Annotated in this window: 19 protein-coding genes; 14 read left to right on the plus strand and 5 right to left on the minus strand. The window is 62.2% G+C overall.

Annotation, left to right across the window (positions count from 1 at the left end):
* Positions 1-93: 93 nt before the first annotated feature.
* The 5 genes from OS914_RS03795 (at position 94) to aroQ (ending at position 5,723) form a co-directional block, all read left to right on the plus strand.
* Entirely contained in the window at positions 94-1,056 is a 963-nt protein-coding gene (locus tag OS914_RS03795; RefSeq protein ID WP_267544727.1) for a carbohydrate ABC transporter permease, read from the plus strand.
* Positions 1,053-1,967, plus strand: a complete 915-nt coding sequence (locus tag OS914_RS03800; protein WP_267544728.1) for a carbohydrate ABC transporter permease — start codon at positions 1,053-1,055, stop codon at positions 1,965-1,967. The genes OS914_RS03795 and OS914_RS03800 overlap by 4 nt, the downstream gene beginning before the upstream one ends.
* 153 nt (positions 1,968-2,120) lie before the next feature.
* Positions 2,121-2,909, plus strand: coding sequence for a DeoR/GlpR family DNA-binding transcription regulator (locus tag OS914_RS03805; protein ID WP_267544729.1), 789 nt, complete (start codon positions 2,121-2,123; stop codon positions 2,907-2,909).
* 48 nt (positions 2,910-2,957) lie between these two features.
* A complete protein-coding gene (locus OS914_RS03810; protein WP_267544881.1) occupies positions 2,958-5,180 on the plus strand; it encodes an alpha-galactosidase in 2,223 nt (740 codons plus the stop codon).
* A 78-nt stretch (positions 5,181-5,258) separates the two neighbouring features.
* Positions 5,259-5,723, plus strand: coding sequence for a type II 3-dehydroquinate dehydratase (gene aroQ / locus OS914_RS03815; RefSeq protein ID WP_267544730.1), 465 nt, complete (start codon positions 5,259-5,261; stop codon positions 5,721-5,723).
* A gap of 85 nt (positions 5,724-5,808) precedes the next feature.
* On the opposite strand, the gene OS914_RS03820 is transcribed toward aroQ, so the two are convergent.
* Positions 5,809-6,993 (minus strand): MarP family serine protease, encoded by a 1,185-nt coding sequence (locus OS914_RS03820; RefSeq protein ID WP_267544731.1) that lies wholly within the window; start codon positions 6,991-6,993, stop codon positions 5,809-5,811.
* 229 nt (positions 6,994-7,222) lie between these two features.
* Here OS914_RS03820 and OS914_RS03825 point away from each other — a divergent pair, with 229 nt between their 5' ends.
* The 4 genes from OS914_RS03825 to OS914_RS03840 all read left to right on the plus strand — a co-directional run bounded on the left by OS914_RS03825 (position 7,223) and on the right by OS914_RS03840 (position 11,027).
* Positions 7,223-8,266, plus strand: coding sequence for a lipid II:glycine glycyltransferase FemX (locus OS914_RS03825; protein ID WP_267544732.1), 1,044 nt, complete (start codon positions 7,223-7,225; stop codon positions 8,264-8,266).
* A 57-nt stretch (positions 8,267-8,323) separates the two neighbouring features.
* A complete protein-coding gene (locus OS914_RS03830; protein ID WP_267544733.1) occupies positions 8,324-9,397 on the plus strand; it encodes a lipid II:glycine glycyltransferase FemX in 1,074 nt (357 codons plus the stop codon).
* 133 nt (positions 9,398-9,530) lie between these two features.
* Entirely contained in the window at positions 9,531-10,208 is a 678-nt protein-coding gene (locus OS914_RS03835) for a Crp/Fnr family transcriptional regulator (RefSeq protein ID WP_267544734.1), read from the plus strand.
* A 102-nt stretch (positions 10,209-10,310) separates the two neighbouring features.
* The gene (locus tag OS914_RS03840; protein ID WP_267544735.1) at positions 10,311-11,027 is read left to right on the plus strand and encodes an SRPBCC family protein; all 717 of its coding nucleotides are present in this window, start codon (positions 10,311-10,313) and stop codon (positions 11,025-11,027) included.
* A gap of 17 nt (positions 11,028-11,044) precedes the next feature.
* Here the strand turns inward: OS914_RS03840 and mctP are convergent, their stop codons facing one another.
* Both mctP and OS914_RS03850 read right to left on the minus strand, forming a co-directional pair.
* Entirely contained in the window at positions 11,045-12,694 is a 1,650-nt protein-coding gene (gene mctP / locus OS914_RS03845; protein WP_267544736.1) for a monocarboxylate uptake permease MctP, read from the minus strand.
* The gene (locus tag OS914_RS03850; protein WP_267544737.1) at positions 12,691-13,041 is read right to left on the minus strand and encodes a DUF3311 domain-containing protein; all 351 of its coding nucleotides are present in this window, start codon (positions 13,039-13,041) and stop codon (positions 12,691-12,693) included. The genes mctP and OS914_RS03850 overlap by 4 nt, the downstream gene beginning before the upstream one ends.
* Before the next feature lie 120 nt (positions 13,042-13,161).
* Here OS914_RS03850 and tgt point away from each other — a divergent pair, with 120 nt between their 5' ends.
* Both tgt and OS914_RS03860 read left to right on the plus strand, forming a co-directional pair.
* Positions 13,162-14,445 carry a tRNA guanosine(34) transglycosylase Tgt gene (tgt, locus tag OS914_RS03855; protein WP_267544738.1) on the plus strand — a complete coding sequence of 428 codons (1,284 nt, stop codon included), beginning with the start codon at positions 13,162-13,164 and terminating at the stop codon, positions 14,443-14,445.
* 51 nt (positions 14,446-14,496) lie between these two features.
* Positions 14,497-15,339, plus strand: a complete 843-nt coding sequence (locus OS914_RS03860; protein ID WP_267544739.1) for a hydroxymethylpyrimidine/phosphomethylpyrimidine kinase — start codon at positions 14,497-14,499, stop codon at positions 15,337-15,339.
* Here OS914_RS03860 and OS914_RS03865 read toward each other — a convergent pair.
* Both OS914_RS03865 and OS914_RS03870 read right to left on the minus strand, forming a co-directional pair.
* Complete coding sequence (locus tag OS914_RS03865) at positions 15,336-16,112, minus strand: queuosine precursor transporter (RefSeq protein ID WP_267544740.1); 777 nt, start codon at positions 16,110-16,112, stop codon at positions 15,336-15,338. The genes OS914_RS03860 and OS914_RS03865 overlap by 4 nt on opposite strands.
* A 96-nt stretch (positions 16,113-16,208) precedes the next feature.
* A complete protein-coding gene (locus OS914_RS03870; protein WP_267544741.1) occupies positions 16,209-17,717 on the minus strand; it encodes a helix-turn-helix transcriptional regulator in 1,509 nt (502 codons plus the stop codon).
* Positions 17,718-17,830: 113 nt separating this feature from the next.
* Here OS914_RS03870 and aceA point away from each other — a divergent pair, with 113 nt between their 5' ends.
* From aceA to OS914_RS03885, 3 genes are all read left to right on the plus strand, one after another.
* Positions 17,831-19,171 (plus strand): isocitrate lyase, encoded by a 1,341-nt coding sequence (aceA, locus tag OS914_RS03875; RefSeq protein ID WP_267544742.1) that lies wholly within the window; start codon positions 17,831-17,833, stop codon positions 19,169-19,171.
* 81 nt (positions 19,172-19,252) lie between these two features.
* Positions 19,253-20,929 carry a malate synthase A gene (aceB, locus tag OS914_RS03880; RefSeq protein WP_267544743.1) on the plus strand — a complete coding sequence of 559 codons (1,677 nt, stop codon included), beginning with the start codon at positions 19,253-19,255 and terminating at the stop codon, positions 20,927-20,929.
* Between the two features lie 98 nt (positions 20,930-21,027).
* Complete coding sequence (locus OS914_RS03885; RefSeq protein ID WP_267544744.1) at positions 21,028-21,753, plus strand: DsbA family oxidoreductase; 726 nt, start codon at positions 21,028-21,030, stop codon at positions 21,751-21,753.
* The last annotated feature ends 30 nt before the right edge of the window (positions 21,754-21,783 follow it).

The raw sequence follows: 21,783 nt of genomic DNA on the forward strand, positions 1-21,783 counted from the left end.
GCTGCGCGGCTCCGCCCCGGACCTCGTTGGTCCATATCAGTCGGGGCAGGCTCAAGGGTCTGCCCCGACGTTCGATCAGAAAAAGAGTCTGTCATGACCACCGGAATAGAATCACCGATCAGCGTTGTCGGCGGACAAGGCGCCGGGCGCCCCCGCAAACGGCGCCGGATACGGCTCCTCTCCCGCACCGACAAGATCGTGCTCAGCATCATGGTCGGGATACCCACCCTGATCCAGCTGCTGCTGATCTGGATTCCAACGGTGCTCTCCATCGGTCTGTCCTTCGTCCGATGGAACGGCTTGGACCTCACGGACATCAAAGCTGCCGGAGTGGCCAATTACAGTTACGTGTTCAAGGATTACCCTCCGTTTTGGCCGGCGGTGCAGCACAATGTGCTCTGGCTGGTCTTCCTGGCCGTCATCGCGACCCCGCTGGGACTGCTGCTGGCGGTCCTGCTGGACCAGAACATCCGCGGTTCCAAGATCTACCAGAGCATCTTTTTCATACCCGTGATGCTGTCCTTGGCCTTGATCGGCATTATCTGGCAGTTGTTTTACCAGAAGGACAACGGCTTACTGAACTTCCTGCTTGGCACCGCCGGCACGCCGCAGGCCGTGGACTGGTTCGGGGACTCGGATGTGAACATCTGGGCCGCCCTGATTGCGGCGACCTGGCGGCACGCCGGTTATGTGATGATTCTGTATTTGGCCGGACTCAAGGGCGTTGACGCCTCACTGAAGGAAGCCGCATCCCTGGATGGCGCGAACGCGTACCAAACCTTCTTCCGTATCGTCTTCCCCGCCATGCGCCCTATCAACATAGTTATCGTGGTGATTACGATCATCGAATCACTGCGTGCCTTCGACATTGTCTACGTGATCAACCGCGGTACCAACGGACTGGAACTGATCAGTGCGCTCGTCATCCAAAATCTGGTCGGTGAGGGACAGGTGATCGGGGTCGGCTCCGCGCTGGCAGTAATTTTGCTGGTCATTTCCCTCGTCCCGATCGTCTTCTACTTGTCCCGCGCCTTCGGGAAGGAAAAAGTGCAATGAGCTCAGCAGTCGCATCCCGCACCCGCCTATCCGCCAGCGGCGCACCCAAGCCCCGCGGAGGGAAAAAGCGCCACTACGGTACCCACATATTCCTCATCGTGATGGCCGTCATGTGGTTGATTCCGCTGGCCTGGTCGCTCTTCACCGCCCTTCGCCCCAAGGCGGACACGGACAAATACGGCTACTTCAGCCTCGGCGGGACCTTCAACTTTGACAACTTCGTCCAGGCCTGGACGCAGGGCGGCTTCCCCAAGTATTTTATGAACTCACTGATTATCACCGTCCCAACGATCATTCTGGTCCTGCTGCTGTCCTCGATGATGGCTTTCGCGGTCAGCCGCGTGAGCTGGAAGTTCAACATCACACTGCTGATCATGTTCACCGCCGGGAACCTTCTACCGCCGCAGGTCTTGGCCGCACCGCTGTTCAGCATGTTCAAGCACTTCAACCTGCCCTACGCCATTAGCGACTCGGGAAACCTGCTCAACACGTATTTCAGCGTCATCCTCGTCAACACCGCCTTCCAGACCGGTTTTTGCACGTTTGTACTGTCCAACTACATGAAGGCTCTCTCCGCGGACCTGACGGAGGCCGCATTGGTCGACGGTGCGGGCATCTGGCGCCAGTACTGGAACATCATTCTCCCGCTGTGCAGGCCGGCAATCGCCGCGCTGGCAACGCTGGAACTGATTTTTATCTACAACGACTTCTTCTGGCCGCTGCTGTTCATTCAAAGCGGGGACCGGCTTCCGGTCACTACCGCCATCAACAACCTGCAGGGCACTTTTCTTTCCGACTACAACCTGCTGGCCGCCGGAGCAACCATCACTGTGATCCCCACGCTGATCGTGTACCTGCTGCTGCAGCGGCACTTCGTGGCCGGGTTGACCCTCGGGTCAAGCAAGGGATAGCACGGGCACTGTGAGCGTCGCGGCCAGGGGTGCGCCGTCGTCCGTCTTTGACCAGCACCAATGCTGCCCGCCCGCCCGACCAACACCAGACCTGTATCAACACCAGACCTGTATCAATACCAGCCGTCAATCAACAACAGTGAGGAAGCGAAGATGCTCGCCGACGCCCGACGCTCCGCGATAGCCGCCACAGTTGCACGCGAAGGCGTGGTGCGGGTGGCGGATCTGGCCGGCATGTTCAACGTCTCTTTGATGACGGTGCGCCGGGACATTGATGTACTGGACGAGGCCGGCCTGCTGGAAAAGATCCATGGCGGCGCAAAGATCCACGGCGGCGCCAGTACCCATGAACCCGGGTTTGAGCTCAAATCGACGCAGGCTCTGGACGAAAAAGAAGCGATCGCGGCGGAAGCTGCATCGATGGCGCAGGAGGGCATGGCGATCGGGCTCAGCGCGGGCACGACCACGTTTGCGCTCGCCAAGCTGCTCTGCCAGATGAGCGGACTGACCATAGTGACAAATTCGGTGCGCGTGGCAGGTGTATTCCATGCCGCCGGGGCCAAGCTCTCCGTTATCCTCACCGGCGGTGAAAGGACTCCCTCCGATGCCCTGGTAGGTCCGATTGCCACGTCTTCGGTGCGGCAGCTGCACCTGGACCTGTTGTTCCTGGGGGTGCACGGCGTTGATGCACAGGCCGGCTTTACCACCCCGAATCTGCTCGAAGCGGAGATGGACAGGGCTCTCATTACCGCTTCCCGCAAGGTGGTGGTGCTGGCGGATCACAGCAAATGGGGCATGCAGGGCATCAGCACAATAGCCGCGCTGGAGGACGTCGACGAGGTGATCAGCGATGCCGGACTGGGCTCGGAGGCCCAGCGGGTGCTGCGGCAGCGGGTGGGGCGGCTGCGGCTGGTCAACGTCCCGCAACGGCAAAGCGCCTAATATATTCATCCGCTCACGACGCAGAGGTACCCGATGGAACCGAACCCACTGAACCCAATCTACCTGCGCGCTGCCGGGGTGAGCCTGCTGATCGATCTGAGTTCCGGTGAGCCGTCGGTGCTGCATTGGGGCGCTGACCTGGGCGGGATTTTGCCGGATCTGTCGCTGGCAGGGGTCATGTCCGGACCGGTGCCGCATTCGGCCCTGGATATTCCGGTGGTCCTGGGCCTACTGCCGCAGGCCTCCTCGGGTTGGCGGGGGCGGCCGGGGCTGCGCGGACACCGGCTGGCCGCAGGCAATGGCGGTCGCGACGGGGTCGACGGCGACGCCCTCGGGATCGGGGTCGACCGCGACGGAACCCGACGCGGCTTCTCCGCACGGTTGCGGCTGACCGGGTGCCGGGCTACCGAACGCTCAGCCGTCATTACCACCGCCGATGCACAGCTTGGCCTGACGGTGGTCACCGAAGTGACACTGCACGACGGCGGTCTGCTCGAGTTACGCCATCATCTCACCAACGACGGCGGCACTGACTACGCGCTGGAGGAACTCGCGGCCGTCCTGCCGGTTGGCCCCGAAGCAACCGAGATACTCGACCTGACCGGTCGCTGGTGCCGCGAACGCCACCCGCAGCGCCATAGTGTTCAGCAGGGAACCTGGCTGCGCAGCGCCCGGCACGGCCGCACCGGCCATGATTCCTCGCTGTTGCTGGCCGCCGGTTCCTTAGGGTTCGGCAACCGGCAGGGAAAGGTCTGGGCCACGCACTTTGCCTGGAGCGGGGACCATGAAGCCTATCTTGAATCGCTGGCCGATGGCCGTTCTGTACTGGGCGCCAGCGAGCTAGTGGGGTCCGGGGAGATTGTGCTGGCACCGGGCGAAAGCTACCTCACTCCGGCACTGTTCGCCGCCTACTCCAGCCACGGACTGGACGGGATTTCCGACGCGTTTTATGCATGGTTCCGGGGCAGGTCGAAACACCCCTCCACGCCAAGGCCGGTGGTCCTCAATACCTGGGAAGCGGTCTATTTCAACCACGACTTGACGGTGCTCACTTCGCTCGCCGATGCGGCCGCGGATCTGGGAGTGGAACGCTTCGTGCTGGACGATGGCTGGTTCCGGCACCGCCGCGACGATCACGCCGGCCTGGGTGACTGGTACGTTGACCCTAACGTGTGGCCCGAGGGCCTTCACCCGCTCATTGCCGCCGTCACGGACCGGGGAATGGAATTTGGGCTGTGGGTGGAACCGGAAATGATCAATTCGGATTCGGACGCCGCGCGGGCACATCCGGACTGGATCGCCGGGCCAGGCTCCGGCCTCCCGCTTCAATGGCGCCACCAGCAGGTGCTGGATCTGGTCAACCCACAGGCCTGGCAATATATCTATGACCGGCTGGACGCTCTGCTCAGTGAGTACCGCATTTTTTATCTCAAATGGGACCAGAACCGGGATCTGTCCGAAATGGGGCATGCGGGCGGACCGTCCGTGCATGAGCAGACCCTTGCTGCCTACCGACTCCTCGATGCCCTGCGTGCAGCGCACCCTGGCGTGGAAATCGAAAGTTGCTCCTCCGGAGGCGCCCGGGCGGACCTGGGGATCCTGCAACGGACGGACCGGATCTGGGCCTCAGACTGCAACGATGCGCTGGAACGGCAGACCATCCAACGCTGGACCTCGATGATCGTCCCGCCGGAACTCGTCGGCGCGCACGTCGGGCCGCCCACTTCGCATACCACCGGACGCACGCATACGCTGTCCTTCCGGGCCATCACCGCATTGTTCGGCCACTTCGGGCTGGAATGGGATATCCGCTCCCTGACCGGCCCCGAACACGACGAACTGCGCGGTGTCATCGAACTGTACAAAGAACACCGCACACTGCTTCACACCGGCCGAATGGTCCGTGCCGATCTGCCAGATCCGGCACTGCTGCTGCACGGTGTGGTCGCCGGGGACGGCTCCGAGGCACTGTTCGCGCTGGTGGCGACGTCGACGTCGTTCTCGGAGCAGCCGGGCCGCGTCGCCATTCCCGGGCTGGCGCCCGAGCTCAGCTACCGCGTTGAGGTGATCTATCCGCGCCCGTTGGACCCTGACCGTGAGGACCCTGGCGTCACCGGCCGCGACGCAGCCAGTACGTATCTGCAGACGTCCGCGCCGGCGTGGCTGGCCACTGGGGTCGTGGCCTCCGGGCAATTCCTGTCAGAGTCGGGCCTCCCGATGCCCATCCTGAACCCGGAACACGCCATCCTCCTGCACATCAGCGCCGCCTGATCCGCCTCCTCAGTGGCGCGTTCGGCCGTTTCGGCGATTTGGCCCCATCGAGCGCACTCCAGATGGGATAGTGGGGAAATGACTTCTGCTGCGCTCTCCGCCGATCGGGGCACCATCGTGGTGCTCAACGGACCCAACCTGAATCTGCTGGGAACCCGCGAGCCCGGCGTCTACGGCAACGCAACTCTGGCCGATGTGCAGGAACTGGCGGCTCAAACGGCTCATTCGCTGGGCTTTGGCACCGATTTCATCCAGTCCAACCACGAAGGTGACCTGGTGGACGCCATCCAAGGGGCGAAGAATTCCGCGGTGGGCATCGTCATCAACGCCGGGGCCTACACGCATACCTCCGTAGCGATCAGGGACGCTTTAGCCGCTATCGGTCTGCCGACGGTGGAAGTACACATCTCGAATGTGCACCGGCGCGAAGAGTTCCGTCATTTTTCCTACCTCTCAGCGGTGGCGGATGCGGTCATAGTTGGCGCAGGGGTGCACGGATACGAGTTGGCCATCCGTTATCTGGGAAGAATGCTCCCGGCCTAGGTCCTTCCACGAAGCACGTTACTTTTTCGCGCCGGCCGCCCTACGGCGCCGGCTGCTTATTGGTGCCAGTTATTTCCGGTGCCACTCATTTTTTGGTGCACAGCCCCGAAGGGACCGACTGATCCAGCCTTGGCGCGGCTTGGGCCACCGGAGCCAATTCCGTCAGGGTAAAGGCGTAGCCGATCTGTGTCGTGTCCGTCGATTTGGCAAAGACGGCGCCGACCACTTGCCCCGCTTCGTCCAGCAACGGGCCCCCCGAGTTCCCCGGCTGCACGTCAGCGGAAAGCTGGTAAACCTCCTCGCTGGAGGGGTTCTGGCCGTAGATATCCGGCACCAGCACGGTGGAAACCCGCTGTACCGTCGCCGGTTTGGTCTGGAACGGACCGCCATGCGGATAGCCGGCGAATGCTGCCGGTTGCCCCGCGTGCAGTTGCTGGCCGAGCGGAAGCGCCCGGGCCTGGAGCCCGTCGACGGCGATGACGGCCAGGTCCTGCTGCGGGTCAAAAGAGACGACCCGGCCCGGAAGCGAACCACCGGAGGGAAGCTCCACCACGGGACGGGCCACACCGGCCACCACATGTGCATTGGTCACCACTCTGCCGGGGGCGACCACGAAGCCGGAACCGGTCTGGTTTTGGCCGCACTGGAATGCCGTTCCGGTGATCTTCAGCACTGATTGCGCCGCCGTGTTCAGCGCCGGGGTGTCGGTGCTGGTGCTGGGCGGATCCATCGGCGTTACCGGGCCAAGCTGATCGAACAGCCGGGGAATTCCCTCGTTCAAAACGATTGAGCGAAGCTGCGCGACGGAGGATTTCACCGGCGTCGGGGTCAGTGAATCGATAGTGCCGATCACCTTGGATTGGCCCAACTGCGCCGAGACGAGCGGTATTCCAAGGTTGGATACGCTAAAAGCCAGGACGGAAATCATCAGCGCTCCGACGGCAAGATTCAAGACTCCGCCCAGCAACCGGTCCATGGAACGCACGGGCCGGAACTTCACCCGCCGGCCGATCAGCATGCCAATCCGGAGCCCCAAGGTGTGACCGAGCCCCACGAGCACCAGCACCGCCAGGATCACCAGCGCCGTCCGCCAGCCGCTGTCGGCCGCCAATGAGCTGACAAACGGCACGGCAAAGAAGGCCGCCACGGCCCCGGCAACGAAACCGAGGATGCCGGCCAGGCTCACCAGCAAGCCCACCCGCAAGCCATAAACGGCCTGCGCCACCAGCCAAATCAGCAGCGCCAGGTCCAGCCAGGTGAATCCGAACATGCCCGTCCTTGCTCCGGACCACGACCGGTCCCGGACTGTTGAGTTTACCGGCTTAGTCTGACAACTCGCCCCCGATCCGGCGCCAAAGAGTGCAGGGAGGGTTTAGCGGAGCGACGGAGGCCAGCGGCACGGCAGCGGCCGGCGGGCGCCACGGACGGCACTACTGCCATGCCGCTTAGGATGGAACCATGAAGAAGCATGCGACTGCGACGAACTACGGGCTGCCACTGTGAGGCTCCGTGACGCTACGACCGAGGAGTTCACCGACTGGGACGCCCTGGTCTTGACTAATCCGGACCGTGGGGAATTGCTGCAGAGCACGTTCTTCGCGGAACAGAAGCGGGCCAACGGGTGGGTGCCGCGCTTTATGGTCTACGACGGTGGCCCGGACCGTATCTACGCGCTCTACCTTGTGAAGAAAGTGCCGCTGATCGGCGAGCTGTGGTATTCCCCTAAGGGTCCCGGCGCCGGGTCTGCCGAGACGTTCGCCGCCGTCGTCGCGGCCAACGAAACGTACGCGCGGGAACATCCCGGCATTTTCCTCTTCAAGCTCGAACCCGAGCTGTCCGCCGGAACGTCCCTGCCGCCGTCGTTATTACCCGTCCGTGCCATCCAGCCGAACGTGCACACCGTAATCATCGATCTGGCGCCGGAGGAAGAGACGGTCTTTGCCTCGTTCCGCCAGCGCGGGCGGCGTTCGGTCCGCAAGGCGGAGAAGAACGCGGTGACGGTGCGGGAAGTGCCTGTCGAGCCGGCGACGTCGGCCCTGATGTATGCGCTGTACAAGGAGACGTCGGAGCGGGCCGGTTTTTACCTGCGCGCGGCAGATTACTACAAGAATTTCTGGCGGGACGCCGCGGCGCAGGGCTACGGTTCCCTATATTTTGCCTACCTTGACGATGAGGTGATCGCGGGGATCTTCGTGACGCATTTCGGCACTAAGGCCCTCTACAAGGACGGCGCCAGCTCGCGCAGTTATGACAACACCGGCGCCGCGCATCTGCTGCAGTGGGAGACCATGAAGGCACTCAAGGCCCGCGGAGTCCTAAGCTATGACCTGCACACCACGCCGCCGGCCGATCAGCTCGATGACAAGAACCATCCCAGCTACGGGCTGGGACAATTCAAGACGAGCTTCTCCAACGAGATCACCTCCTACGTTGGCACGCTGGACCAGGCGGTCAACAAGCGGGCCTATGGACTGTGGACAAGGCTCGGCGAGCGGGCTGCGCAGTCACTGTCGCACCGGCTGTTCAAGCGCATCTACTACTGAGCTACTCACAACGGGCCATTTACCACGGGCCACTTACTACGGGCAGGACAAACGACAGTGAAAGAGTTCACGGCACGGTTTGCCACGTCCGCCGAGATTGACGGCTGGGACGGGCACGTCACCGCAAATCCGCAGGGCGGCAATGTGCTGCAATCAAAATCTTTCGCCGCAATCAAGGACTACACCGGCTGGAAACCCCGCTTCGTGGTCCTGGAAACACCGGACTACTCCAGCTACAACTTAGTGCTGGAAAAGACATTTCCCGTGTTGGGCCGCTTTTGGTACATGATCAAGGGCCCGGATGCGGCTGCTGCCGAGGACCTGACGGGGATGTTACGGGCCCTCAAAACGTTCATTGCGGCCGGCGGACTGCGGGTCTTTGCCCTCAAGATCGAACCCGATATTCCCGCGAATGCGCAACAGCACGCCCTCTTCACCCGGCTCGGCCTGCTCCGCGCCCCCGTGGTGCAGACCAACACCAATACCGCCATCTTGGATATCGCTGAAGAACCGCAGGAATTACTGCGAAAGCTGGGCAGCCGCGGACGGCATGCCGTCCGGAAGGCCATCCGGTCAAATGTTGAAGTGGTCAAAGCTCCGGCAAACGAGGACACCTACCGCAGTATGTACAACCTGATGGGCCAGGTTGGTCAGGGCAAGGCCAACGTGGTGCTGCGGCCTTTCGAGTACTACGCGAAATTCTGGCAGCTCTTTTCCGACGCCGGGCAGGGCCGGATGTATTTTGTCTACGAGGACGGCAAGCCTGCGGTGGGTGCCTTTGTGCTTAACTACGGGCGCAAGGGTACCTACAAGGACGGCGGCTCCATTCCGGCCCGCTCCCAATATGGCGATTCGCATCTGGTGCAGTGGACCGCCATCAATGAGCTCAAGGGCCTGGGCGTGACCGAGTACGATTTCTGCGGCACCCCGCCGGGCGACAAGCTCAAGGATGAGACCCATCCCGCCTATGGCAGGGGTCTGTTCAAGACCAGCTTCACTAAGAACGTCATCGATTGGTGCGGCCCCTATGATCTGCCGTTGAGCCCGTGGCGCTACAAGGTGTGGACAAAGCTGGTGGAACGGGCGATGCGAAAGCTGTATTGGCGCCGCACCAGACAGCCCTATTACTGAGGCCATTGCCGCTCGATCCCTAAAGCAGCGACGCAAGCCATGACGTCCCATGCCAAGTTGGTCACAAAACTGTCAAACTTCTGAAACAATCGAGAGAGCGCTTTAGACCCAACACTTGAACTCAGGAGATTTTATGGACATCGAGGTACTGCGCCGGGCCCCGCTTTTTGCCACGCTCGACGACGAAGCATTCCGGCTGTTGACGGATGAGCTCACCGAGGTGGATCTTTCCCGTGGTGCCTCCGTCTTCCGCGAGGGCGACCAGGGCGACCAGCTGTACTTCATTGTCTCCGGCAAGGTGAAGCTGGGCCGCACCTCCCCCGACGGCCGTGAATCCCTCGTGGCCATCCTCGGCCCCGGCGAGTTGTTCGGCGAAATGGCGCTCTTTGATCCGGCGCCGCGCAGCACTACCGCCACGGCGGTTTCCGAGACGCGATTGGCTGGGCTTAAGAACGAAAGCCTTAAGGCGCTGCTGCGCAACCGTCCGGAGGTGTCCATGCAGCTGCTGCAGGCCCTTGCCCGCCGGCTCCGCCGCACCAATGACAATCTTTCAGATTTGGTCTTCTCGGACGTTCCCGGCCGCGTTGCAAAAGCACTGCTGGATTTGGCGGACCGCTTCGGCCGTCCCGCCACGGACGGTGTTCTGGTGGCCCATGAGCTGACGCAGGAAGAGCTGGCCCAGCTGGTCGGCGCCTCCCGCGAAACGGTCAACAAGGCGTTGGCGGAGTTCGTTCAGCGCGGCTGGCTGCGCCTGGAGGCCCGCGCCGTCGTCATTTTGGACATCAACCGGCTGCGTCAGCGCTCCCGCTAGGCGACCACCGAGGCAGCAGCCGGCGAAACACCACCGCAATGCTGGCGAAGTAGTCACCCCGGGACCTAGCCGCTGTACGCCAGCTCCGGTACATTCGGGGCTATGGGCAACAACGGGCTTTCAGTACACATCAATGCCGATGCCGAGCAGGTCTGGCGGATGCTTCGCGAGCCGGCGCGGACGGCCCAATGGCACGGCTGGGAGTCGGACGCCCTGGCGGAGGAAATTAGCCAGATTTACTACGTGGGAGTCACTGAGGGCGCCGATCATCTAAGCCTGAGCCTGGCTATGGGTGATGTCTTCACCCTCCAACCCGTGGCGGATGGCACTGTCCTGACCATGACCCGGGGCAAAGCGACGGGCGAGTGGGCTCCCTATGATGGCGATATCACGGCGGGCTGGGCCATGTTCATCCAGCAGCTGCGCTTTGCCTTGGAAAGGCATCCACACGCCGCGCGGAGAACCATCTTCGCTGAAGGAATGACCTCTTCTTCGCGCTCCCTGTGGGAAGCACTCGGGATCGACACCGGATGGCTGCCGGAGACCGGAGGAGACTATTCGCTTCAGTTGAGCACGGGGGCACAGCTGCAGGGCAAGGTCTGGTACCGCTCCGACACGCAGCTTGGACTTACGGTGCACGCTTATGCCGAACACGGGGACGGTCTGCTGATCCTCGCTGAGCAGGCGCCGCGGGAGGGAATCCGCCCTGCAAAGGGAGCACAGCTTATTGCGTCGACCTATGATCTGGGCGCTGCCGCCTATGATGCTATCGCTGAACAGTGGGACGGCTTCATGGAGCAGCATTTTCCCGAGGGCTAAGGGCAGCTGGGGCGCCTTCAGGCGATCGGCTCCGTGGGCAGTTCACGCGCCACCTTCCGCACCTTGGGATCGTCTTCGTCGGCTCCGTAATCCGAGCTCCGGGTCAGGTCGCTGCCCTCGGGAGCCTTCAGCACCCGCAGGATCAGGGTCAGCAGCACCGCGACTATAACGTTCACTGCGAAGGCCACGATCGCAATATAGACCGGGACATTGGTGCCTGGTATCGCTGCAATGGAGCCGCCGAAATGTGCCTTCGTCACTGGATTGACCACCGAGTAAGCGGCCACCGTGCCATAGATGATGCCCGCCGCCCAGCCGGCAAAAAGGGCCCACCTGTGGAACCAGCGTGTGTAGAGTCCGGCGACAATGGCGGGGAAGGTCTGCAGAATCCAGATGCCGCCCAATAGCTGCATATTAATGGCGGCAGACTGGTCCATCGCGATGACAAAGATCAGCGCCCCGAACTTCACTGCGAGCGAGACCAGTTTGGAGACCTTGGCTTCCTGCCGCGGGCTGGCATTGGGCCGGAAGACATCCCGGTAGATGTTGCGCGTAAATAGGTTGGCCGCCGCAATGGACATGATCGCAGCGGGCACTAGTGCGCCGATTGCAATCGCTCCGAGAGCGATGCCGGCAAACCAGGACGGGAAGTTATCCAGGAAAAGCTGCGGTACCACCAGCTGCGGATTGATGGTTCCATTCAGTTCCTTCGGCTTTGTACCAGCGGCAATGGCGACATAGCCGAGCAAGGCAAGGAAACCGAGCATCAGCGAATACAACGGCAGCAGAGCCGCGTTCTTGCGGATGGTGTTTCGGCTCTTGGAAGCCAGCACACCGGTGACCGAGTGCGGATACATGAACAGCGCGAGCGCCGAACCGAGCGCCAACGTCCAGTAGGCGGAGAAACTGGCGGCCCCGGGGATGACGGAGCCGACCGGTTTGCCGGTGGCCGCACTGACCGCACCGAGTTTGGTCTGTGCTGCACCGAAGATGTGGTCCCAACCGCCGAATTTTCCGGGCAGATAAATGATGGCCACCAGCACGGCCAAGTAGATCAGTACATCTTTCACCACGGCGATCATGGCCGGCGCACGCAGCCCTGAGGTGTAGGTGTAGGCGGCCAGCACTACGAAGGCGATGATCAGCGGCAGATCGTTCAGAAGCCAGTTCTCGCCGCTCCCCACGCCCAGGACCGTCAGAACCGATTTGATGCCCACCAGCTGCAGCGCAATGTAGGGCATGGTGGCGACAATTCCCGTGACGGCGATGGCTAACGTGAGCGTCCTGCTGCCGTACCGGCCGCCGACAAAATCAGCGGTGGTAACGAAGCCGTGCCGATGCGACACGGACCAGAGCCTGCTCATCAGCAGAAATACGATCGGATACAACACCACGGTGTACGGCACCGCGAAAAAGCCGCTGACCGCGCCGGTTGCCCACATCGCAGCGGGCACCGCGACGAAGGTGTACGCGGTGTAGAGATCGCCGCCGAGCAGGAACCAGGTGATCCAGGAACCGAACTTCCTGCCGCCGAGTCCCCATTCGTCCAGGGTGTGCAGTCCATCCTTTCCGCCGCCGCGCCACCGGGCGGCATAGAACCCCAATAAGCCCACCAGGACGAAAAGTACGACGACGACGGTCAGCGCCACGCCGTCGACGGGCTTCACCGGGCCTCACCGCCCTCAGTAACGCCGTCGTCGGTGACGCCGTCCTCAGCGCCGCCGTCGTCGGTCCTCCCCGGATCCGGACACCGCAGGATTTGCCGCCGCCGCCTGTCCTCCCTGCTCATCAGCGCGTAGCACACCCCTATCAGTGCCGCGTCGATGGGAACCCAGAGCATCTGGTACCAGTAGAAGAAGGGCAGGCCGCCCAGCTGTGGCGTACTCCTGGCATACGTCGGCACCAGCAGCGGAAAAATTACCGCAATGGCCAGCAGCACGCCGCTGATCACGTAAGGGCCGGGTTTCGCGGGGCCGCGCGTTGGGATATCCGGCGGGAGCTGGGTACTGGACATGGTCAGGTCCTTACGTTTTTGATAATTCCCAGCGTACTTATCTTTGGCCCGGGCGCCACCCCTGGGGGGCAACAAATTTTACCGTCGGGAGCGGGTCCGCGATGCTGGCAAAATAGGGAGGTGCCTTCCTCCCCCCAGCAGTCCCAGTTCTCCTTCACCGTCAACAAGCGCCTGGCTGATTCTGCCGCGCCCACCGCGGCACAGCTCGGTGCCAACGGGGGTGCCTTCGAGGGCCGCACGGGCACCCTGGTCACACCGCACGGGACGATTCAGACGCCGGCCTTCATTGCCGTCGGCACCAAAGCGACGGTGAAGGCCGTGCTGCCCGAGTCAATGAAGGAACTCGGCGCGCAGGCGCTGCTGGCGAACGCTTATCATCTGTATCTCCAGCCCGGCCCGGAGTTGGTGGATGAGGCCGGCGGACTGGGAAAATTCATGAACTGGGCCGGTCCCACGTTCACCGACAGTGGCGGATTCCAGGTGATGTCGCTGGGGTCGGGCTTTAAGAAGGTCATCAATATGGACGGCGCCTCCCCCGCGGAAGGCAGCGGCGCCGACGACAGGGTTGCGGCCGGCAAGGAGCGCCTGGCGCACATTGACGACGACGGCGTCTGGTTCAAGTCGCATCTGAACGGTGACCGGCACCGCTTCACTCCCGAGGTGAGCATGGCGGTCCAGCACCAACTGGGCGCGGACATCATGTTCGCCTTTGACGAGCTCACCACGTTGATGAACTCCCGCGGCTATCAGGAAATGTCGTTGGAGCGGACAAGGCGGTGGGCCCAGAGATGCGTGGACGAGCATTTCCGGCTGACGGCGGAGCGAACCGGGAAACCGTATCAGGCGTTGTTCGGCGTTATTCAAGGCGCGCAATATGAGGATCTGCGCCGCAAGGCCTCCCGGGACCTGGGCGGGATGAATTTTGACGGCTTTGGCATCGGCGGGGCACTGGAGAAGGAGAATCTGGGCACCATTGTCCGCTGGTGCAGCGAGGAACTGCCGGCGGACAAGCCCCGGCATTTGCTGGGCATCTCCGAGCCGGACGATATTTTTACCGCTATTGAAAACGGCGCGGACACCTTCGACTGCGTGTCCCCCACGCGCGTGGCCCGGACCGCCGCGTTTTACACCCCGCACGGCCGGTTCAACCTCTCCAATGCACGTTTCAAACGGGACTTCGGCCCACTCGTAGAGGGCTGCGACTGCTACGCCTGCGCCAATTACAGCCGGGCCTACATCCACCATCTGTTCAGGGCCAAGGAAATGGTGTCCGCAACACTGGTGTCGATTCACAATGAGCGCTTCGTGGTGAAAATGGTCGACGACGCCCGGCTGGCCATCGAGGACGGCAGCTTCTTTGAGTTCAAGGCCCGGACCTTGGCTGGCTACTACGCGGACCGCTGACACTGCCCTCCCGGCTTTGCCGAAGCCGGTATCCCGGTGCAAGATGGAGCAATGTCCTTCCACATCCCTGCATCCATATCCCTTCCCCGGCCGGCCCTCGCGCTGACCATAGCCGGATCGGAAGCCACCGGCGGCGCCGGCGCGCAGGCAGATCTGAAGACCTTTCAACAGCTCGGCGTTTTCGGCATCGCCGCTCTGACCTGCATCGTGTCCTTTGACCCGAACGACAGCTGGAATCACAGGTTCATGCCGGTCGATGCGCAGGTGATCGCGGACCAGCTGGAAGCTACTTTCACCGCCTACGATGCGGATGATCTGGCTACCGTGAAGATCGGCATGCTCGGAACCCCGGCCACCATCGATACCGTGGCGCAGGCGTTGCAGGGACGTTCCTGGAAAAATATGGTGCTGGATCCTGTGTTGATCTGCAAGGGCCAGGAGCCGGGCGCCGCTCTCGACACCGACACCGCGCTGAAGAACCAGATTCTTCCGCTGGCCAGCTTTGTCACGCCCAATCATTTCGAATCGCTGTCCCTGTCCGGCATGGACGCCATTAATGACGTCGACGACCTCACGGAAGCCGCGCACCGGATTCATGCGATCAGCGGGGCCGTGGTGCTGGCCAAGGGCGGCGTCCGACTGTCCGGGCCCGACGCCGTCGACGTGTACTACGACGGCAGCACACTCGAGGTGCTTAGCTCACCGAAGGTTGGCGAAGTCGCCGTCAGCGGAGCCGGCTGCTCGCTCGCCGCCGCCGTTGCCGCCGAACTAGCCAAGGGAGCGACGCCGTTGGATGCTGCGCGGACCGCGAAGGAATTTGTCACCGCGGGCATCAAGGCCCGGGTCTCCTCCAACGCACCCTTTGACGCGCTCTGGCAGGGCGGCGTTCGCTAAATGGCTGGCTCCCTCGGGGCCCAGGTTGGCAACGCGGCCGGCAACCCGTAGGTCGGTTCTCGTTTCTTGATCCATTTGATGACGACGGCGGTCAGCGGCACGAACAGGTACTCCACAAGGGTCTTGTAGACGAATCCGATGACGACGTAGTTGGCGAACATACCAAAGCCGGTAATCCCGATGACGGGTGCGGCAATGGAGCAGAAAATCACGGTGTCCACGAATTCGCCCATTCCGCTGGAACCCATCAGGCGGACCCACAGCCGGCGCTCGCCCTGCCGGGCCTTGAGCCGCACCATGACCAGTGAGTTGATGGTCTGACCGGCCAGGAATCCCAATAAGCTGGCCAGCACAATCTGCGGCACTGGTCCCAGTGCCGCCCCCAGAGCAGCCTGTTTGGCCTGGCCGAAGTCGTCCGTGAAGCCGGGCAGAATGATGATGATCCAGTAGCTCAAGGAGGCGAAGACGGAGAGTGCGAAGGTGGTCGTGATGGCCCGGCGTGCCACCTTGAAACCGTAGACCTCACTGATCACGTCCCCGAGGATGTAGGCGAAGGGGAAAAGGAAGAAACCGCCATCGGTGGTGATCGGCCCGATCTGCACACCCTTGGAGCCGCCGATATTGGACAGGATCACGATGACCGCCATGAAGGCCAGCATGATACTGAAGTAAGGGCTGCCGACCGAGGCGAAGTGGGGCGCGGTTTTACCTGCCGCGAGTGGCGGATTCTCGCGGAAGGCGGTTTTTTGCAGGGTTTTTTTGTCCGAAGGCATAACAGATCTCATATCTGGAAGTAGTGGTTTGCGAACGGGGCCGGGGAAATTCCGAAATTCACCGGCAGCTGTCCGAACCCGAGGCACGATGCCGGGCTAACGTACGGAGTGCGCCTGCAGGAAACTGTAAACCTCGGTTTCATCCACACCGGGAAACGCCCCAGGCGGCATTGCGGCGAGCAGGTGCGAGTGGGCGCGGGCGCTGGGCCAGGCAAACCCGGACCAGTCATCGGCGAGATCCTGGGGAGGCCGCTTGCAGCAACCCTCGTCCGGGCAGGTTGATTTGGAGCGCTCCGTAGTGTCCCGCCCACGGAACCATTTCACATGGGCGTAGGGAACTCCTACACTCAGTGAGAATTCGCCGCCGGCACTGCGCTCCGTCCGCGCGGTGCACCAAAAAGTTCCGGTCGGGGTGTCGGTGTACTGGTTGTAGGCGCTGAACTTGTCCTCCACGTCAAAGACGGCCCGGGACGTCCAATGTTTGCAGGCCGGCTGTCCCTCGATGGCACCGGTGTGATCCTGCGGAAAGACGATGCCATCGTTCTCGTATGCTTTGTAAATGATGCCGCTCTGATGGGTCTTCTGAAAGTGTGTGGCGATGCCTAAGTGCTCAGTCGCCAGATTCGTGAAGCGGTGCGCCGCGGTTTCATAGGAGACGGCGAAGGCATCGCGGATATCCTCGACAGCAATCTCCTTCGCACTCTTAGCCTTTTGCAGAAAATCCACGGTGGCCTGTTCCGGCAGCAGCAGCGCCGCGGCAAAGTAATTCGTGGCCACCCGCTGGGCAAGGAATTCGCCATAGTTAGCCGGGGTTTCGTGCCCCAGCACATAGTGTCCCAAGGCCTGAAGAAGCACCGAACGGGGGTCGTGATCGGAGCGCTGCCCCTGCGTTAGGTAGATTCGTCGATTTTTCAGGTCCGTAACCGAACGGGTGGAATGTGGCAGGTCGCCGACATGGTGAAGGGTAAACCCAAGGTGTCCGGCGATGTCCGCAATGACATGCTGGGAGAGCGGGCCTGTGGTGTGACCGACGGATTTGAGCACCTTCAGGGCTTCGGCTTCTAACTCCGAGAAGTAGTTATTGCGCCGGCGCATCATCGCGCGCAGCTCACCGTTGGCCCGCCGTGCTTCCTCCGGTGTGGCCACCTGCTCATCAAGCCTGCGTTCCAGCTCATGCTGAAGCCCCACCAAGGATTCGAGCACATCCATCGGCAGCCGCGAACCGATGCGGATTTTCGGCAGCCCTAACGTTTCATACAGAGGGCCGCGTTGATAGCGTTCCAGCTCAATTTCCAGCGCCGCCCGCCGGCTGGGCGGTTCGGCTCCAAGGAGTTCGTCGATGCTCACTTTCAGCGCGCCGGCAAGCTTCTGCAGCATTCCGAGCTTAGGCTCACGCTTTCCGTTTTCGATCAGGCTTAATTGACTTGGCGCGGCGCCAATGGCAGCACCCAGATCCTCCAGTGTCAGGCCGGCGCCTTTGCGTAAATGTCGTACGCGCCGGCCCAGGCTGATGACATCCAGCCCCTGAGCAGCTGCCGCGCCTTTGCCCGTTCCATCGGCACCGCGCGGTTGTTGGGCCGGTAGGTTCCACGTAGCTGTCGTCATTTCTTAACAGTACGCGAAGAACTGCGTTTCTTTCCAACAATTTCCTCTAGCGATGGACCCAAAAATGCTGAAACATTGATTTCACGAAGAAGAATCCCTCAAAGGAGCACATCATGAGCGCAGCTTTCGATCCAACAGATAATCCCGCAACAGCCGATCCTGCAGCGGCAGGTTCTTGGACCGCCGCCGCACTGGAACTTGAGTGGGCAGCCAATCCCCGTTGGGAATCAGTGACGCGCGATTACTGTGCTGCAGACGTCGTCCGTCTGAGCGGCCGGGTTCAAGAAGAACAGACGCTCGCGCACCGCGGTGCCCGGAGGCTGTGGGATCAATTGGCCGCAGGACGTGAAAACGGTGGCTATATCCACGCACTGGGCGCCCTCACCGGCAACCAGGCCGTTCAGCAGGTCAAAGCTGGGCTGAAGGCCATCTATCTTTCCGGCTGGCAGGTTGCAGCGGATGCCAACACCGCCGGCCAGACGTATCCTGACCAGTCGTTGTACCCGGTCAATTCGGTTCCCACCGTGGTCCGCAGGATCAACAATGCGCTGCTACGGGCCGATCAGATCGAATTCGCCGAGGGTACGCGGTCCGTGGATGACTATCTTGTTCCGATCATTGCCGACGCCGAGGCGGGATTCGGCGGCCCACTGAACGCCTACGAGCTGATGAAGTCCATGATTCAGGCCGGTGCCTCGGGCGTGCATTGGGAGGATCAGCTGGCGTCGGAGAAAAAGTGCGGCCACCTTGGCGGCAAGGTCCTGATTCCGACTCAGCAGCATGTGCGCACGCTAAACGCCGCACGTCTGGCCGCGGATGTTTCCGGTACCCCGACGGTGATCATCGCCCGTACCGATGCCGAAGCTGCCACGCTGATCACTTCTGATGTGGATGAGCGGGACCAGGAGTTCATCACGGGTGAGCGGACCGCAGAAGGGTTCTACAAGGTCCGGAACGGAATCGAACCGTGCATAGCCCGCGCCAGGGCCTACGCGCCGTACGCTGATTTGATCTGGATGGAGACCGGCACCCCGGATCTGCAGCTCGCCCGGAAATTTGCCGAATCGGTCAAGGCCGAGTTTCCCGACCAGATGCTCGCCTACAATTGTTCGCCGTCGTTCAATTGGAAAAAGCACCTCGACGACGACACGATCGCCAAGTTCCAGCACGAGCTCGGCGCCATGGGCTTCACTTTCCAATTCATCACGCTGGCCGGTTTCCATGCCCTCAATTACTCGATGTTCGATCTCGCCCACGGTTACGCCCGCAACGGGATGAGCGCCTACGTCCAATTGCAGGAGCGGGAATTTGCGTCCGAGGACCGTGGCTACACCGCTACCAAGCACCAGCGGGAAGTGGGAACCGGCTACTTCGATCAGGTGGCCACTGCCCTGAACCCTACCGGAAGCACACTGGCTCTGGCCGGATCCACCGAAGCACAGCAATTCCACTGACAAGATAGCTGGTGCCCTCGTTCCGACGTCGTCAATACGCAGGGATCTCCCCGCTCGACCCATACTCCAGGAGCAACGGACATGAATTCGACCAACAGCCCCAACAGCATCACCGGTTCAGTCACTACTCTGAACGGCGTCACCCTGACTGCCCAGCCCGTTGATCGCGAGGACGAGGTGCTCACGCCGGAGGCACTGGACTTCGTTGCTGCACTCCACCGCGCGACAGCGCAGCGCCGCCAGGAACTGCTGCAGGCGCGGCAAACTCGGCGCACGCAGATTTCCAACGGCATGGACCCCCGCTTCCTCCCGGAAACTTCCGGTATCCGGGAAGATCCACACTGGCAGGTGGCACCCCCGGCACCAGGTCTTCAGGACCGGCGGGTGGAAATTACCGGCCCGGTAGAGCGGAAAATGGCCATAAATGCGTTGAACTCCGGTGCCAAGGTCTGGCTGGCGGACATGGAGGATTCGTCCACTCCCAGCTGGGGCAACGTGATCCGCGGCCAGCTCAACCTGATCGACGCTCTGGAACGGCGGATCGACTTCACCTCCCCCGAGGGTAAGGAGTACCGGCTGCGGCCGGCGGACCAGCTGCCCACCGTCGTCGTCCGGCCGCGCGGCTGGCACCTGCCGGAGAACCACATGTTGGTGCATGGGCAGCCTGTTGCCGGCGGCATCTTGGATTTCGGCCTGTTCTTTTTCCACAATGCGCGCCGCTTGATTTCCCAGGGCAAGGGCCCGTACTTCTATTTGCCGAAGATTGAAAGCCATTTGGAGGCCCGGCTGTGGAATGACATCTTCATCTTGGCGCAGGATTTGCTGGGAATTCCACAGGGGACCATCCGCGCCACCGTGCTGATCGAAACCATCACGGCTTCATTTGAGATGGAGGAAATCCTTTACGAGCTTCGCGACCACGCTGCGGGCCTAAATGCGGGCCGTTGGGATTACATCTTTTCGGTGATCAAGAACTTCCGCACCCGTGGCCCGCGCTTCGTACTGCCGGACCGTGACCAGGTCACGATGACTGCGCCGTTCATGCGCGCTTACACGGAGCAGCTGGTGCGTACCTGCCATCGCCGCGGCGCCATGGCTATCGGCGGCATGTCCGCCTTTGTTCCGAACCGACGTGATCCGCATGCTAATGCCATCGCCATGGAGGAGGTACGGGGGGACAAGACGCGCGAAGCCGATGATGGATTCGACGGTTCCTGGGTGGCACATCCGGATCTGGTGCCGGTCGCGATGGAGGTGTTCAACGAGGTCTTGGGCGCAAACGCGAACCAAATAACGCGCACTCGAGAGGACGTCGTCCCGGATGACGGGGCGCTACTGAATATCGCCGACACAGCGGGAACTATTACCGAAACGGGTATCCGAAGCAACCTCTGGGTCGGCATTCAGTACATCGAATCCTGGCTTCGCGGACATGGCGCAGTCACCCTGAATAATCTGATGGAGGACGCTGCCACGGCCGAAATTTCGCGCTCGCAAATCTGGCACTGGATTCATGTCCAAGCCATCACACACGACGGAGAATTAGTGTCCGCGCACTGGGTTGCCGAGCTGCTGGAGGAAGAATTCGCCAAGCTGCCGCGCTTCGACGGCGACCGTTTCGACGACGCCCGGGAAATTTTCGAGGAAGTTGCCCTCGGCGATGAATTCCCTGAATTCCTCACCCTGCCCGCCTATGACCGGTTCCTCTATGAAGGGGTGGATGAGCCGGCGCGGAAGAAGGACCCGGTAGCAGCCTGACTCCCGGCGGGGCGCCGGGTCCGCAGCCGGGGCGCCGGGTCCGCAGCCGTGACCCGTCGGCGGGAATGCCGCCGACGGGTCACGGCGTTGGCCACAGTATGAAGATTGAAATCTGGTCCGACATCGCCTGTCCCTGGTGCTACATCGGTAAACGCCGCTTTGAAACCGCGCTGGCGGCTTTCAGCCATAAGGACGAGGTCGAGGTGCACTGGCGCAGTTACCAGCTGGATCCGTCCCTCCCGGAGCACTACGACGGCACCGAACTGGCGTACCTGAGCGAGCGCAAGGGGATGGATCCGGAGAGCGTGCGGCAGATGTTCGGCCATGTTAAGGAGCAGGCGGCGGCCGAGGGACTGCACTATGACTTCGACAAGGCCGTGGTCGCCAACAGCTTCCAAGCGCACCAGCTGCTGCATCTGGCCGCCGCACATGGCAAGGGCGACGACGTTAAAGAGGCGCTGCTGTCGGCGCACTTTGAGCGCGGCGAGGACATCGGCAGCCGGGAATTCCTGGTCAAGACGGGCAGCCAGGCAGGGATTCCTGCGACCGAGGTCGCCGAGGCGCTGGCGAGCGGCAAGTATGCCGACGACGTGCGCACCGACATTGTTCAGGCCCGCAGCCTCGGCGTTACCGGAGTCCCGTTCTTTGTGATCGACCGCAAATTCGGCATCTCCGGCGCCCAGCCGGCGGAGCTCTTCGGTCGTGCACTTGAGGAGGCGTGGACCCAGGCGCACCCGTTGGTGATGGTCAACCAACCAAGTACGGCGGGCTCCGTGACGGTGGAAAACGGCGAGGTGTGCGGCCCGGACGGCTGCGCCGTCTGACTCCTGGCAGAGCTGACCAGAAGTCGAGCC

The sequence above is a fragment of the Arthrobacter endolithicus genome, from assembly GCF_026627425.1.
Taxonomy (GTDB): Bacteria; Actinomycetota; Actinomycetes; order Actinomycetales; family Micrococcaceae; genus Arthrobacter_M.

Excerpts from the sequence above, each read along its gene's own strand:
- OS914_RS03860 (WP_267544739.1), top strand. The coding sequence starts at position 14,497 with ATGTCCTTCCACATCCCTGCATCCATATCCCTTCCCCGGCCGGCCCTC.
- OS914_RS03820 (WP_267544731.1), bottom strand. The coding sequence starts at position 6,993 with ATGTTCGGATTCACCTGGCTGGACCTGGCGCTGCTGATTTGGCTGGTG.
- OS914_RS03805 (WP_267544729.1), top strand. The coding sequence starts at position 2,121 with ATGCTCGCCGACGCCCGACGCTCCGCGATAGCCGCCACAGTTGCACGC.
- OS914_RS03870 (WP_267544741.1), bottom strand. The coding sequence starts at position 17,717 with ATGACGACAGCTACGTGGAACCTACCGGCCCAACAACCGCGCGGTGCC.
- OS914_RS03865 (WP_267544740.1), bottom strand. The coding sequence starts at position 16,112 with ATGCCTTCGGACAAAAAAACCCTGCAAAAAACCGCCTTCCGCGAGAAT.
- OS914_RS03885 (WP_267544744.1), top strand. The coding sequence starts at position 21,028 with ATGAAGATTGAAATCTGGTCCGACATCGCCTGTCCCTGGTGCTACATC.
- OS914_RS03850 (WP_267544737.1), bottom strand. The coding sequence starts at position 13,041 with ATGTCCAGTACCCAGCTCCCGCCGGATATCCCAACGCGCGGCCCCGCG.
- OS914_RS03835 (WP_267544734.1), top strand. The coding sequence starts at position 9,531 with ATGGACATCGAGGTACTGCGCCGGGCCCCGCTTTTTGCCACGCTCGAC.
- OS914_RS03795 (WP_267544727.1), top strand. The coding sequence starts at position 94 with ATGACCACCGGAATAGAATCACCGATCAGCGTTGTCGGCGGACAAGGC.
- aceB (WP_267544743.1), top strand. The coding sequence starts at position 19,253 with ATGAATTCGACCAACAGCCCCAACAGCATCACCGGTTCAGTCACTACT.
- OS914_RS03800 (WP_267544728.1), top strand. The coding sequence starts at position 1,053 with ATGAGCTCAGCAGTCGCATCCCGCACCCGCCTATCCGCCAGCGGCGCA.
- aroQ (WP_267544730.1), top strand. The coding sequence starts at position 5,259 with ATGACTTCTGCTGCGCTCTCCGCCGATCGGGGCACCATCGTGGTGCTC.
- aceA (WP_267544742.1), top strand. The coding sequence starts at position 17,831 with ATGAGCGCAGCTTTCGATCCAACAGATAATCCCGCAACAGCCGATCCT.
- OS914_RS03840 (WP_267544735.1), top strand. The coding sequence starts at position 10,311 with ATGGGCAACAACGGGCTTTCAGTACACATCAATGCCGATGCCGAGCAG.